At 70.1% G+C, this 14,589-nt stretch carries 10 protein-coding genes; 7 read left to right on the forward strand and 3 right to left on the reverse strand.

The annotated features are described in order from the left end of the window. On the forward strand, positions 1–555 hold a 555-nt coding region (locus Q664_RS54455), incomplete at its 5' end, for a putative metal-binding motif-containing protein (RefSeq protein WP_200883653.1). A gap of 87 nt (positions 556–642) precedes the next feature. Here Q664_RS54455 and Q664_RS57300 read toward each other — a convergent pair. After that, positions 643–849, reverse strand: coding sequence for a hypothetical protein (locus Q664_RS57300; protein ID WP_152621902.1), 207 nt, complete (start codon positions 847–849; stop codon positions 643–645). 279 nt (positions 850–1,128) lie between these two features. Between Q664_RS57300 and Q664_RS62045 the strand changes: the two genes are divergently transcribed. Next, a complete protein-coding gene (locus tag Q664_RS62045; protein ID WP_052517653.1) occupies positions 1,129–4,248 on the forward strand; it encodes a serine/threonine-protein kinase in 3,120 nt (1,039 codons plus the stop codon). Between the two features lie 3 nt (positions 4,249–4,251). Further along, positions 4,252–5,133, forward strand: coding sequence for a sigma factor-like helix-turn-helix DNA-binding protein (locus tag Q664_RS04205; RefSeq protein ID WP_043390024.1), 882 nt, complete (start codon positions 4,252–4,254; stop codon positions 5,131–5,133). Positions 5,134–5,161: 28 nt separating this feature from the next. On the opposite strand, the gene Q664_RS58820 is transcribed toward Q664_RS04205, so the two are convergent. Next, positions 5,162–5,809: a TetR/AcrR family transcriptional regulator gene (locus Q664_RS58820; protein ID WP_043390026.1), complete on the reverse strand. Its 648-nt coding sequence runs from the start codon at positions 5,807–5,809 to the stop codon at positions 5,162–5,164. Between the two features lie 89 nt (positions 5,810–5,898). On the opposite strand from Q664_RS58820, the gene Q664_RS04215 reads away from it, so the two are divergent. Continuing rightward, positions 5,899–9,093, forward strand: coding sequence for a bifunctional cytochrome P450/NADPH--P450 reductase (locus Q664_RS04215; RefSeq protein ID WP_043390028.1), 3,195 nt, complete (start codon positions 5,899–5,901; stop codon positions 9,091–9,093). Positions 9,094–9,190: 97 nt separating this feature from the next. Next, positions 9,191–10,117 carry a class I SAM-dependent methyltransferase gene (locus tag Q664_RS04220; RefSeq protein WP_043390030.1) on the forward strand — a complete coding sequence of 309 codons (927 nt, stop codon included), beginning with the start codon at positions 9,191–9,193 and terminating at the stop codon, positions 10,115–10,117. Positions 10,118–10,144: 27 nt separating this feature from the next. Here the strand turns inward: Q664_RS04220 and Q664_RS04225 are convergent, their stop codons facing one another. Continuing rightward, on the reverse strand, positions 10,145–11,767 hold the full coding sequence (locus Q664_RS04225; protein ID WP_043390032.1) for a glycine--tRNA ligase: 1,623 nt from the start codon (positions 11,765–11,767) through the stop codon (positions 10,145–10,147). A 94-nt stretch (positions 11,768–11,861) separates the two neighbouring features. Here Q664_RS04225 and Q664_RS04230 point away from each other — a divergent pair, with 94 nt between their 5' ends. Beyond that, complete coding sequence (locus Q664_RS04230; RefSeq protein WP_043390034.1) at positions 11,862–12,362, forward strand: hypothetical protein; 501 nt, start codon at positions 11,862–11,864, stop codon at positions 12,360–12,362. Between the two features lie 33 nt (positions 12,363–12,395). After that, positions 12,396–14,522: a TIR domain-containing protein gene (locus Q664_RS04235; protein ID WP_043390036.1), complete on the forward strand. Its 2,127-nt coding sequence runs from the start codon at positions 12,396–12,398 to the stop codon at positions 14,520–14,522. Positions 14,523–14,589: the final 67 nt, after the last annotated feature.

The raw sequence follows: 14,589 nt of genomic DNA on the forward strand, positions 1-14,589 counted from the left end.
GACTCCACCGACTGCAAGGATTCCGATCCCACGCTACCTCGTGGCTTCAGCCAGGATAATGATGGGGACGGGTATGGGGATATCTGGGCACTGAGCCCCGCCCCCTTTGGATGCACTCCGCCCGCGGGCTACTCCGCCACGTCCAACGACTGCGACGACGGGAACAGAAGCGTGCATCCCGGCGCCGCCGAGGTGTGCTGGGACGGGGTGGACAACAACTGCAGTGGCTCGGTCGACGAAAGCCCGGTTTGTATTCCCATCACGTGCTCGGCGTGGTTCAGCACCAGCACAGTCCCCAGTGGTGGCACGGCGACCTTCGGTTTCTCGACGTCGGGCTCCATCCCCGCGGGCTCCAGGGCCTACCTGTATGGAACGAGGGATGGCGTGATGGATACGAACGGCACGGTGTCCTACGACCAGACCACGTTCTCCTTCCTCGTCCTCAACTCCCCCGGCCTCCAGGGCTACTATCAGAGGTATGTCGTCATCCGAGGGCCCAACAACGCCACCCTCTGTACGACCAACACCACCTCCCAGTGGTTCCTCCCTCCGTAATCTTTCGAGAGGTCCCCTGGAGGTGCGCGCGCCTCCACGGCGAGGAGCCGGGAGGCGCGCGGGGTTCAGCCTGTCATCCGGCCGCGCTCAGTACGGATAGAGCTCCGACGCCGCCCGCATGTCGCAGGTCGTGATGTTGGCCGCACACACGGTGGGGTTGTAATACATGCTCGAGTTACAATCCCCGTAGCAGGTGTTCAACCGGCTCATGGCGCTCGTCATGCAGCTGCCGCTGGCGTTGTCGTTCGCGCACCCGTACCAGCCATTGGCGACGTCATTGGCCTCGTACACCATGACGTCGGACGTGCCGCTGGCGCGCCAGTAGAGATACAGGCTGTTGTTGCGGAATCCCGCACCAGCTCTGGGCGCTCGGCCCGGTGGGGCGAGCCTCCATCATGCGTGGCCATCGACGGTAGCGGCCCGGCGCTGCGAGCCCGCGTCCTGGATGAGGCCTCGCGCACCGGGAGGCGACCCAGCGGGCCGCCCGTCGCCCTACCGCCGTGATCGTCCTCGTATCAGGCGGGTCTCCGGTGAAGTACATTTCCCGACTTATAAGACTTTACGGCTATTCTCATGACTCCGTGTCCTGACGAGAACGAGCTGCTGGAGTGGGAGCAGGGGCGCCTGTCAGCGGAGGCCGTGGCCGGGCTCGAGGCCCACCTGGATGGGTGCGCGGCATGCTGCGCGGTGGCTGCGGGACTGAGGGGTGGGGAGGCCCTGTCCACGGAGGACCTGGAGCCCCCGGGGCCGCTGACGCCTGGGCCTGGGGCGCACGTGGGGCGCTACGTGCTGCAGCGCCGCGTGGGCGAGGGCGGCATGGGAGTCGTCTTCGCCGCGTATGACCCGGATCTGGACCGGGAGGTGGCGCTCAAGCTGCTCAAGCCCGGGGCGGTGGCGGACGAGGAGGCACGGGGACGGCTGGTGCGCGAGGCCCAGGCCCTGGCCCGGTTGTCCCATCCGAACGTCGTCATCGTCCATGAGGTGAGCCAGGACGGCGACACCGTCTTCCTCGCCATGGAGCTGGTGCGGGGGCGGACGCTGCGCCAGTGGCTGGCGGAGGCCCCCCGGCCGTGGCGCGAGGTGCTCTCACGTTTCCTCCTGGCGGGCCAGGGGCTGGCCGCCGCGCACGCGGTGGGGCTGGTGCACCGCGACTTCAAGCCGGACAACGTGCTGCTGGGGGACGACGGCCAGGTGCGCGTCACCGACTTCGGCCTCGCGCGCGCGGTGCTCACCCCCCGGGCGCCACCGGAGCCGAGGGCCGGAGAAGGCGCCGTCCGGGAGACTCCGCCACGGGGAGTCGACACCGCCACCGGCGTCCGGCTGGGCACGCCCGCGTATATGTCCCCGGAGCAGTGGCGGGGCCTGCGCGCGGACGCACGCAGCGACCAGTTCAGCTTCTGCGTCGCGCTGTACGAGGCCCTCTTCGGCCAGCGGCCCTTCGCGGGTGGCTCGCCCGAGGAGCGCATCCAGGCCCTGCGTGAGGGACGGGTGATGCCACCGCCCCGCGGCTCGCGCGTGCCCGGCGCCGTGCGCGAGGCCGTGCTGCGAGGCCTGGCCGCCGAGCCGGACTCGCGCCACCCCACCCTGGACGCCCTGCTCACCCGGCTCGCTTCCGGCTCACGTGCGCGCCGCGGGCGCTGGGCGGCGGCGGCACTCGCCACGGGAGTGGCGGCCAGCGCCGCCGCGGGCTTCGGCCTGGCCAGGGGTGACGCCTCGCGGGTGTGCACCGGCTTCGAGGCCCGGCTGGAGGGCACCTGGGACGCGGCGCGCCGGGCCCGGCTGGAGCAGCGCTTCCGTCAGGGCGCGCCGCCGGGACGGGGGGACAGCTTCGAGTCCACCGCGCGGGCACTGGACGCCTATGCCCAGGCGCTGGTGGCCCAGGAGCGGCAGTCCTGCGAGGACACACGCGTGCGGCGGGCGCAGTCCGAGCAATTGATGGACCTGCGCGCCGCGTGCCTGGATGGGCGGCGCCAGGCGTTGCACGACCTGGTGGAGCTGCTGGAGGGAGGCGAGCGGGAGGCCCTCACGCGGGCGACCGAGGCCGCGCGGCAGCTCCCCTCGCTGGCCGCGTGCGCGGACCGGGACGCGCTCGCTCGCGTGGACCCGCTGCCGGAAGCCCCGGAGGCCCGGCGGCAACTGGCGGCGCTGCGCCGGGAGGTGGACGGACTGCGCGTGCGGGGCTCGGCCGGCTTCCATGAGCGTGCGCTGCCCCGGCTGGAGGAGATGGTGGTGGCGCTGCGCGGGCTGGGACACCGGCCCACGCTGGCGTGGGCCCTGCTCCTGCTGGGCGAGCTGCGCGGCACCGCGGGGAACTTCGCCGCGGCACGCGAGGTGCTGGAGGAGGCGGTGCGCGTGGCGGAGGCCGGGCACGACGACGAGACGGCCGCGCGCGCGTGGAACCGTCTCCTTTATACGGAAGTCCAGGGCATGGGCCTGGACAAGGAGGCCCAGCGCACCGCGCGCATGGCGGAGGCGGCCCTGGAACGGCTGGGGCCCGAGGCCTCCCTGGAGGTGGCGGCGGAGCTGCGCCGCGTCCGCAGCAGCCTCAGCTACCGGCAGGGCGACTACGCGCGCGCTCTCACGGATGCCAGCGAGGCCCTGTCCCTGATGGAGCGGGCGCGCGGCCCCCAGGACGTGGCGCTCGCCGATGTGCTGATAGGCACGGGCCTGGCCCTCAACGCGCTGGGGCGCTACGCGGAGGCGGAGCGGCACTACGCGCGCGCCCTGGCCCTGGTGGAGGCGGTGTACGGCCAGGAGCACCCGCTGCGTGCGGCCCACCTCAACAACGTGGCCACCGCGCTGCGGCTCCAGGGAAAGGTGGCCGAGGCGGTGGCTCGCTACGGCGAGGCGCTGGAGCTCAGCGAGCGGCTCCTGGGAGCGGAGCACTCCAGCACCAGCATGATCCGGGTGAACCTGGGCGACGCGCTCTCGCGGCAGGGCCAATTGACGGAGGCCCTGCCCCACTACGAGCGAGCCCTGGCCAGTCTGCGCAAGGGAAGGGACGGCGAGCAACTCCGGGTGGCCAACGTGCTGCTGAGCCTGGGCAATGCACAGGGGGACCTGGGACAGCACACGCGGGCGGAGGCGGCCTACCGCGAGGCGCTCGCCATCCAGGAGGCGCAGCTCGGCCCCCGGCACCCGGACGTGGCCCTGTCGCGCAACAACCTGGGCTGGGTGGCGATGGACACGGGCCGCCTGCGCGACGCGCGCGACCATTTCGAGGCGGCGCGCGCGCTGTGGGAGGCCACGATCGGCCCCGAGCACCCGAAGGTGGCCAGCGCCCTGTACAACCTGGGGCACGTGGAGCTGCGCCTGCGCAGGGTGCGTCCGGCGCTCCTCCACCTGCGGCGGGCGCTGGAGTTGCGCGAGAAATCGCTCGGAGCGGAACACCCCCGGGTGGCACAGACGCTCGCGATGCTGGGCGAAGCGTTGGTGGAAGGCGGCCAGTTGCGCGAGGCCCGCGAGCCGCTGGAGCGGGCGGTGGCGCTCTCCACGCGGGTGGAGCTGGCCCCACCCGAGCTGGCCCGGGCACGCTTCGCGCTCGCCCGAGTCCTCTGGCCGTCGCGGGAGGAACGGCCCCGGGCGCTCTCCCTGGCGCGCGAGGCCCACGAGGCCTACGCCCAGGGCGCGCCCGCCTACCAGCCCCGCGCACGCGAGGTACAGTCCTGGCTGTCCGCCCGTGGGTGGAGGTGAGCCGTGACGTCCGAGCAGACCGAGTTCTTCCTGTCGCGGGCGCCGCATGCGCTCGTCCCGGCGCTGCGAGCGCTTCCCGGGCTGGAGGAAGCACTCGCGGGGCTGGTGGAGCAGGCGCGCGAGGCCTGGCCGGAGGTGGGCATGGACGCGAGGGCCTTCCTGGCCTACGTGGCCGAGCGGCTGCCTTCCACGGGAGAGGCCCGCGAGGTGCTCGAGAGCCTGCGCGCGGGGGACTTCTTCCTCGCCTTCGCCTGCGTGCGAGGGGAGGCATGGGCACTCGAGGCGCTCGACGCGCACGTATTATCCCAGGTGGGAACGTGGCTGCCGCGCGAGGACTCCGCCCTCGTGGACGAGCTGCGGCAGCTGTTGCGCCAGCGGCTGCTGGTGCCGGTGGAGGAGGCACCACCCAAGCTGGCCTCCTACTCCGGGCGGGGTCCACTGGGGCAGTGGGTGCGAGCGGTGGCGCTCCGGCTTCACATCGACCGGCAGCGCGCCGCGCCACGCGAGCGGCCCCTGGAGGAGGCCCCGGCGGCCCTGGCGGATCGGCTGGGCGCGGACCCCGAGCTGGCCTTCATCCGCGAGCGGCACCAGGAGGACTTCCGGGTGGCCTTCCGCGCCGCGCTGGGCCGGCTGGAGGCCCGGGAGCGCAACCTGCTGCGGCTGCACCACGTGCACGGCCAGTCCATGGACGCGGTGAGCGCCACCTATCAGGCGCCCCGCTCCACCGTGGCCCGCTGGATTGCCCGTGCCCGCGAGCGGCTGCTGACCCTCACCCGAGAGGAGCTGACGGCGCGGCTGGGGCTGACGCCCGACGAGCTGGACAGCCTGCTGCGCCTCGTGCGCAGCCAGCTCGACGTCAGCCTGCGCCTGCTCCTGGTGGATTGAATGTCCCCCATCAACCACACGGTTTCACTCAGGGAGTGGAGGGTCTCCGCCGGTCTCCCTGTGGTCGCAGGTAGCCCAGGATGAGCGCACTCAGCTCCTCCACGAACTCGGGGGTGCCCATCAGCTCGGGCCGCTCGACGACCGTGGCCCACACGGCGCTGCGCAGGGCCCGGATGATGATGAAGACCACCAGCCCCAGGTTGCGCGGATGCTCGAACTCCAGGTTCTGGGCGAGCACGATCTGCACGAGTGACTCCACGCGCGCCTCGATCTGCTGGACGGCCTGAAGGGGTCCAATGCGAGGCGCCTGCTCCAGGAGGACCCGCTGCAGGCGCGGATTCTCCGCGTAGAACTCCACCAGGACCCGCACCAACTCACGCACCTCCTGCTCCAGATCCGTGATCGGGTGGGGCGCCAGCTTGTCGGAGAGCACCTGCAAGGCCCGCTGGTGGAACCGCTCGAGCAGCATGGCCACCAGCGCCTCCTTGCTCGGGAAGTACTGGTAGAGAGAACCGATGCTCACGCCCGCCCGCTCGGCGACCGCCTTGGTGGTGGCCCCTTCGTAGCCGGAGCTGACCAGAACGTGAGCCGCCGCCTCCAGGATCGTCTCCACCGTGGCCTTCGCCCGCTCCTGACGTGGCCGTTTCCGAGGAGCGGACCGGTTGCGCTTGCTCATGTCACCGCGTCTCCAAAAAGTGAGCCCAATGCGAATTTCGCTCGCGCGAGCGGAGCACTATTCATGGGCCCTGCCCAACTGGAATTCCCATGAGCAAGCCCGCCCTGTCCACGAACATCCCCCAGCCACGCCCTCGCCCCCTCCTGGGGAACGCGCCCGACATCGGCTCCGAAATCCCCCTGCAGAACATGATGAAGCTCGCGCGCCAGCTCGGGCCCATCTTCCGGCTGTCCTTCCCGGGGGCCTCCGTCCAGGTGATCGGCTCGTACGAGCTGGTGGCGGACGCCTGTGACGAGGCGCGCTTCGAGAAGATGGTGACCCAGGCGCTCCAGAACCTGCGCGCCCTGGGAGGCGAGGGCCTCTTCACCGTGGAGACGGAGGACCCCAGGTGGGGCAAGGCCCACCGCCTGTTGGTGCCCGCCTTCAGCCCCGCGGCCATGCGCGACTACCATGACGGCATGCTCGACGTGGCCGACCAGATGCTCACCCGCTGGGCGCGCTTCGGACCCGAGACGGACATCCACGTGTCCGACGACATGACGCGGCTGACGCTCGACACCATCGCGTTGTGCGGCTTCTCCTTCCGCTTCAACTCCTTCTACCAGACGCAGCTGCACCCCTTCGTCGACTCCATGGTGCGAGCCCTGGAGGAGGCGGGCAACCGCACCCGGCGCCTGCCCGTGCAGACGCAGCTCATGGTGCGCACCCGGCGCCAGTTCGAGGCGGACACCGGCTTCCTGCGCGAGCTGACGCAGCAGCTCATCGAGAAGCGCCGGGCCACCCGGCCCGACGAGGCCCCCCGCGACATCCTGAGCCTCATGCTCGAGGCGGTGGATCCCCTCACCGGCGAGAGGCTCGATGACACCAACATCCGCGATCAGCTCGTGACCTTCCTCATCGCGGGCCACGAGACGACGAGCGGCCTGTTGTCCTTCGCTCTCTACTACCTGCTCCACTACCCCGAGGTGCTCCAGAAGGCCCAGGCCGAGGTGGACCGGGTGTTCGGCGCGGAGACGCCGCGCTTCGAGCAGGTCTCCCAACTGCAGTACATCGATCAAATCCTCCGAGAGACGCTGCGCCTGTGGCCCACCGCGCCGGCCTTCAGCCTGCACGCCAAGGCCCACGACACCCTGCTGGGAGGGCGCTACCCCGTCGGGCCCGACGATCCGTTGCTGGTGCTCATTCCCATGCTGCACCGCGACCCCGCCGTGTGGAAGGACCCCGAGCGCTTCGACCCGGAGCGTTTCGCTCCCGAGGTGCGCGACAGCATTCCCCCGCACGCGTGGAAGCCCTTCGGCAACGGGATGCGCGCGTGCATCGGCCGGGCGTTCGCGATGCAGGAGGCCACGCTCGTGCTCGGCATGATGCTGCAGCGCTTCCACCTCTCCGAGCCCGAGCCATACAAGCTCCGCATCCGAGAGACGCTCACGCTCAAGCCCGATGGCCTCAAGCTCCGCGTCCGCGAGCGCAAACCCGCCTCCCGGCCGCTCGCGCCCCGGCCCACGCCCCGCCCCGCGGTGCCCGTGTCCCAGCCGTCCCAGCCGTCGGAGAAGGCGGCCGCGCATGGCACGCCGCTGTTGCTGCTCTACGGCTCCAACTCGGGGGCCTCCGAGGCCTTCGCCCGGCGCATCGCGAGTGATGGGCTCGCGCGTGGCTACTCGGCGAGGGTGTCGCCCCTGGACGAGTACACCGGCAAGCTGCCCACGGAAGGCGCGGTCTTCATCGTGACGGCCTCCTACAACGGCAAGCCGCCGGACAACGCGCGCGCGTTCCACGCGTGGGTGTCCCAGCTCCCCGAGGGCTCGCTGAAGAACGTGCGCTACGCCGTGTTCGGCTGCGGCAACAAGGATTGGGGCGACACCTACCAGGCCGTTCCCCGGCACCTCGACGAGCGGCTGAGCGCCGCGGGAGCCCAGAGGCTCTTCGCGCGCGGCGAGGCGGATGCACGGGCGGATTTCTTCGGGGAGTTCGAGCAGTGGTACGCGCCCTTCTGGGACGGAGTGGGCACGGCGCTCGGCGTGTCCTCGCGCCAGGTGGCTTCCGGTCCGCTCTTCACGGTGGAGGTGGTGCCGTCTGCCAGCGTGGAGCTGGTGAGGCAGAACAAGCTCGAGCTGGCGACAGTGGTGGAGAACCGCGAGCTCGTCGACATGACGTCGCCGTTCGGACGCTCCAAGCGGCACCTCGTGTTCAAGCTGCCCGAGGGCGTGACATACGCGGCGGGTGACTACCTCGCCGTGCTGCCGGAGAACCATCCGGAGCTCGTGGAGCGGGCCGCTCGCCGCTTCGGGGTGCGCACGGATGCCGCCATCGTCCTGCGCTCGACCCGGGGCGACCAGGCCTCCTCGCTTCCCACGGGCAGGCCCCTGTCGGTGCAGGAGCTGCTGGGCCGGCACGTGGAGCTGTCCGCGCCCGCCACGCGCAAGGACCTGGAGCGGCTGGCGGAGAAGAACCCGTGCCCGCCACACGCGATGCACCTGGCCGCCCTGGCCCAGGACGCCGAGCGGTACAAGAAGGAGATCCTCGACAAGCGCGTGAGCGTGCTGGACCTGCTGGAGCAGTACGACTCGTGCATCCTGTCCTTCGGAGACTTCCTCGAGCTGCTGCCCGCCATGCGCGTGCGGCAGTACTCGGTGTCCTCGTCTCCGCTGGCGGATGCCACGCGGTGCACGCTGACGGTGGCGGTGGTGGACGCGGAGGCCTGGTCCGGCCGGGGCCGTTTCCACGGCACCTGCTCGAGCTACCTCGCGCGGCTGCGTCCCGGGGAGCAGGCCGCGGTCGCGGTGCGCACGCCGAACGTGCCCTTCTACCCGCCCACCTCGAACGCCACGCCCATCATCCTGGTGGGCGCGGGCACGGGACTGGCGCCCTTCCGGGGCTTCCTCCAGGAGCGGGCGCTGCGCCACGCGCGAGGGGAGACGGCCGGGCCGGCGTTGCTCTTCTTCGGCTGCGACCACCCGGACGTGGACTTCCTCTACCGGGACGAGCTGGCGAAGTGGGAGCGGGAGGGAGTGGTGGAGGTGCTGCCCGCCTTCTTCCGCCAGCCCGACGGTGACGTCACGTTCGTGCAGCACCGCCTGTGGAAGGAACGCGCGCGGGTGAAGGCGCTGCTCGGCCAGGGAGCCCTGTTCTTCATCTGCGGGGATGGCCAGCGCATGGCGCCCGCGGTCCGGGAGACGCTCGCGAGGCTCCACCAGGAGGCCGTGGGCTGCTCCGCGGAGGAAGCCACGGAATGGCTCTCGGACATGGAGAAGCAAGGCCGGCTGGTCTCCGACGTCTTCACTTGATGAGCTCGCCAGGAGACCTGGCGGGCCCGCGAGGAAAGCACCTGACCGGGCGCGCCCGTCTTGGACAGGTGCCCGACGCTCTGACACCCTGGGTCCCATGCCCACCTCCCCCATCCCACGTGCCGCGCCCTGGTGGGTCGAGCGCGCCGAGACCCTCCTGGACACGAAGGACCTGCCCACGCTGGGCCTGGGTGCGCTGTGGGAGCTCTTCGAGCGGTTCTCCTTCGTGAAGGAGAACGTGGAGCCGGACCTCCTCCTCCTCGATGTGCAGGCGCGTCCGGAGCTCCAGGCCCTCTGGGCAGCACTGGAGGCGCGAGCCCTCTCGGTGACCGAGGCGCTGGATGCGGCCGGAGACGAGGTCGCCCAGCAGCTTCGCACGGGAGCCCTCACGGCTGCTCACTTCCGGGAGCGGTGGGAAGGGTTTGGTTTCACCGAGGCGGAGGGCCGCGCGAGCACCGCGGCGGATGACTGGCTCGAGGGCCTGCTACGCATCACCCGCATCACCACCGGCCAGGACCGGCCTCCATTCGGTCAGGTGAACATGGCCTCGCGGGCCCACCGCATCTCCGACTTCCTCTCCCTCATCAATCCCGGGAAGCGCGACACGGTCTATGACCTCGGCTGCGGCAACGGGAAGTTCGCCATCACCGTGGCCGCGAGCTCCTCGGCCCGGGTCAAGGGAGTGGAGTACGGCCAGACGTACGTCGAGTCCGCGCGCCGCACCGCCGAGCGTTTCACGCTGCCGAACCTGGAGTTCATCCACGCGGATGTCCGCGATGTGGACATGTCGGACGGTACCGCCTTCTATCTGTACTTCCCCTTCTGGGGAGAAGTGGCGCACGCGGTGGCTCGGGTGTTGGGGGGCATCGCGCGAGCCCGGGACATCACCGTGTACGCCTCGGGCCCTCGCCACGACTATGGCGAGCACTTCCTCGAGCAGGTGTCGCAGGGGGCGCTGTGTCTCGCACCGCACCGCATGGACTTCGCGGATGTGATGGTCCTGCGCAGCGCCGCCTTCGCGTGAGGGAGCCAGAAAGCCCCCCCATCTTTCCTATGCGCCTGACTGCATCTTCTCCCGCAGCCAGGTCTCGAGCTCGGAGATGGCGACGCGCTCCTGCGCCATGCTGTCACGGTGGCGCACGGTGACGGTGTTCTTGAGCGCCGTGTCGTTGCCTTCACCGAGCGTGTCGAAGTCCACCGTGATGCAGAACGGTGTGCCGATCTCGTCCTGGCGCCGGTAGAGCTTTCCGATCGCTCCGGTGTCGTCGTAGACGATGCGCATCGCACCGGTCGACTGGAGCTTCCTCCGGATGCTCTTCGCGGTGCTGACGATCTCCGGGTGGTTCTTCTTGAGCGGAAGCACCGCCACCTTGATGGGCGCCAGGTGCGGCTTGAAGTGCAGCACCGTCCGGTAGAACTCATCCACCACCGGGTCCACCTGGCCGCGCAGCTTCTTCGCCACCTCGATGCTCTCCGCGCCGGGCATCGACAGCAGCCCCGTGATGGACGGCAGCCGCTCGCCGAGCGCCTGGGCGATCCGCTCGCCCTCGGCCAGGAGGGCCTCCTTGGCCTGGGCCGGAATCTTGTCGTTGCGGCCCACCGACTTGAGGAACGTGCCGAGCGCCTCCTGCACCGGCTTCAAGCGGTCCGCCGGGGCGGGCTTCACCTGCTCCTCCGCGTAGGCCTCGCTCAAGAGCGCGAGCACCCCGCGGTCCACGCCAGCCGACGGCTCGATCACGAAGGGCACCACGTGCTGCTTCGTCTCGGGGTCGAAATACGTGAGCTTGTCGGTGCTGTGCGAATTGGGGCTGACGCGCGCCCTCAATCCGAGCGCGCCCTGGTCCTTGCTGTGCGAGCCCAGGTCGTAGTCGGTACGGTTGGCGATGCCCTCGAGCTCTTCCAGCCCATGCGGGAAGCGGTAGAGCAGGTCCACCGTCGCCTTGGCGTAGTGGGCGAGCTCCTCGGGCTTCTGGTGGTACGGCTCGAGGTTCCGCCGGGACAGACCCACGGACAGCCACCAGTTGATCCGATCCTCCACCCACTTCTCGTGCCACGCCTCGTCCTCGCCCGGACGAACGAAGAACTCGATCTCCATCTGCTCGAACTCGCGAACCCGGAAGATGAAGTTGCGCGGGGTGATCTCGTTGCGGAACGCCTTGCCGATCTGCGCGATGCCGAACGGGAGCTTGCGCGACGTGGAGTCGAGCACGTGCTTGAAGTTGACGAAGATGCCCTGCGCCGTCTCGGGCCGAAGGTACGAGAACGACTCGGGGTCCGGCACGGGCCCGATCTGCGTCTTGAACATCAAGTTGAACGGACGCGGCTCGGTGAGATCCGTCGACGCGCAATTCGGGCACTTGCCGGAGATCTGATCCGCACGCCACCGCATCTTGCAGTTCTTGCAGTCGACCATCGGGTCCACGAAGGTCTCTTCGTGGCCGGAGTAGCGCCAGGTCAGCTTGTTCATCAGGATGGCCGCGTCGATCCCCTCCATGTCCTCGCGCTCCCAGACATTGGCGCGCCACCACGCGAGCTTGAGGTTGTTCTTCAGCTCGACGCCGAGCGGACCGTAGTCATAGGTGCCCTGAAGACCGCCGTATACCGCCGAGCCAGGAAAGATGAATCCCCGGCGCTTACACAGGGAAACCAACTGCTCCATCGTCTGCGCGGCCATCCGTGTATCGCTCCTTCACCTGCCAGATTGGCGGGGCGGTCAGCCTACACCGATTGGAAAAGAGGAACGGATTCCGGCTACCCTATCCCGTCCAATGGCCACTGGACTCACCGACCCCGCCCGGATCAAGTCATACAAGTTCTCCATTCCTTTCGTGGGCGAAATGCAGTGGGAGCCCGACCCGACCCAGCGGCGCGCGGCCTGGGCCCTCTATGTCGAGCTCGTCACGCGCACCTCGACCCAGCCCCTCGACCTGGATCTGGGGCTCATCCGCGAGGCCCTCAACTCACTCAACGGCATCTTCTCCACGACGCGGCAGATCCTGCGCGAGTCAGGACCCGCGGTGGGCGCCGGGCCGAACACCGTCGGCGGCGTCGCCATCGCCGTGCTCAACAAGGGGCTGCGCCCCTTCCTCTCCAAGTGGCATCCCCTGCTCCAGGCGTATGAGACGCAGCGGCCCCCCAGCACCTCGCCCAAGGAGTGGGAGAAGCAGTGGGACAAGGAGGCCCGGCTGCGCGGCGAGTTGGAAGCGCTGCGCGGCGACCTGGAGAAGTACGCCCAGGCCCTCGCGGAGATGGCGGGCATCAACGACTGAAGTGATTCCACGACGACAGGAGCCCCACCGTTGATGTCGACGCCCACCTACCACCCCAGCCTGGCGCTGTACGTGGTCTGGCACCCGGGTGCTCCCGCGGTGTCGCCTCCGCCAGAGGCCGGGCAGCTCGCCCACGCACTCCACGCCCATTTCCACCGGGACGCCAGGCGGCTCCTCTCCCGGGGCCTCGGCATCCCCGTCTTCTTCCGCGGCGTCCCGACGACGCCCGGCGGTCCTCCAGCGGACATCCCCCTGGACGACGCCGAGCACACCGTCGTCATCCTGCTCATCGATGACACCTTCATCATCGACCCGGCCTGGGAGCAGTACGCCCTGCGGCTCCACCAGAGGGTGGCGGGCCACGCCCCCGGCAAGCACCTGCTCCTGCCCGTGCAGATGGGCGCGAACCGGCTGGAGCTCGGGACACGCAACGCCATCCGGCTCACGGCGAGCGCGCCCCTGGAGCGCGAGCGGCAGCTGACCCTCTCCATCACCCACGAGCTGTGCCGCCTGCTGCTGGGCCATCAACCCGCTCGGAACGGTGCCGGCCAGACGCCCCTCAGCTCCGCTCCCGTGAAGCTCTTCCTCAGTCACGCCAAACTGGATGGTCAGCAGCTCGCCGAGAAGCTCCACCAGTACCTGAGCTCGTCGCGCAGCATTGGCGTGGAGACCTTCTTCGACTCACGCGACATCCCCGCGGGCTCGGACTTCGCCCAGGAAATCGAGGGCAATGTCGAGCGCAGCGCCCTGGTGGTCCTCCAGACGGATGCCTATTCCTCGCGCCCCTGGTGCCGCCGCGAGGTGCTCACCGCCAAGCGCCTGGGCTGCCCGGTGGTCGTGGTCAACGCCATCACCTCCGAGGAGGAGCGCTCGTTCCCCTACCTGGGCAACACTCCGTCGCTGCGCTGGGAGCCCCAGGGCGCGGACCGGGCCCGGGACGTGCTCGACATGGCACTGCGCGAGGTGCTGCGGGCCACCTACATGCGATTCCACCTGCGGAGCCTTCAGCGGATGGGGTGGATTCCCGCCCAGGCCGAGCTACAGCCCCGGCTGCCAGAAGTCATCACCTGCCTGGCCCCCTCCACGCTGGGCGCCTCCCAGGAGGACTCCACGCTGGTGGTATACCCGGACCCGCCGCTGGGCCAGGAGGAGCTGGAGCTCCTGGCCGAGGCCAACCCGCGATTGCGCCTGAGCACCCCCACGGCCCTGGCCATGGGCGGCACCTTCGCGAGCGGCCCCCGGACCCTGGACAAGCGCAAGGTGGCCCTGTCCACCTCCGAGAGCGCGGAGCTACCGGGGCTGGGGCTGGAGCAGGAGCACCTGGATGTGGCGTGGTTGGAGTTCGTCCGTCACCTGCTGGCGGCCGGCTCCACCGTGCTCTACGGAGGGGACCTGCGCAGCGGCGGCTTCACGGAGGCGCTGGTGGACCTCGTGATGGAGCACCGCCGCTCGGCACGGGAGCTGGAGGGCAGCATCGTCAGCTACATCGCCTGGCCCTGGTCCATGGAGGTCTCCGCGGCAAGCGAGGCCCAGCTGGTGCCGAAGCTGCGCTTCCGCAAGCTCACCGAGGACACGGGGATGTCCCCCGAGGAGCAACAGGTGCGCCGGGTCCGGCTGGGCTCCCTGGCCAGGCCCACGGATGGCACGGTGGAGGACCAGCACGTGCTGGCGCTGAACCTGACGGCGATGCGCGGGACGATGGCCCAGGAGTCCCACGCGAGCATCCTGCTCGGGGGCCGGATGCGGGGCTTCCGGGGAACGATGCCCGGGCTGGTGGAGGAGGCCTGGCTGACGATGAAGGACCAGCGGCCCCTCTACGTGGTGGGCGGATTTGGGGGCTGCTCGCGAGCCATCGCCAACGCGCTCCTGGGACAGCCGGCTCCGGGCCTGGAGCTCGCGGCGAGGGAAGACTCCGCGCGGGCGCTCGTGGAGTACCGGCGCGAGCTGGGCATGCCCGCGGGCAACACCCAGGTACCCGAGGACACCCATGCCGCGGAGCAGTTCTTCCGTGCCCGGGGTCTGGCCGGCCTGAACAACGGGCTGAGCGAGGAGGAGAACCGCCGCCTCATGGTGACGCCGCACGTGCCGGAGATGATCTTCCTGGTGCTCAAGGGGCTGTCGCGACTGCCCGAGCCCGGCCGGCCCGCGCTTCCAGCATGACGCGGAAGTAGACGTCATCGAACAGGTGGCCTACCGGCATCCCCGCCGCTCGTGCATCGGCGAGCGG

The organism is Archangium violaceum Cb vi76 (assembly GCF_000733295.1).
Lineage (GTDB): Bacteria > Myxococcota > Myxococcia > Myxococcales > Myxococcaceae > Archangium > Archangium violaceum.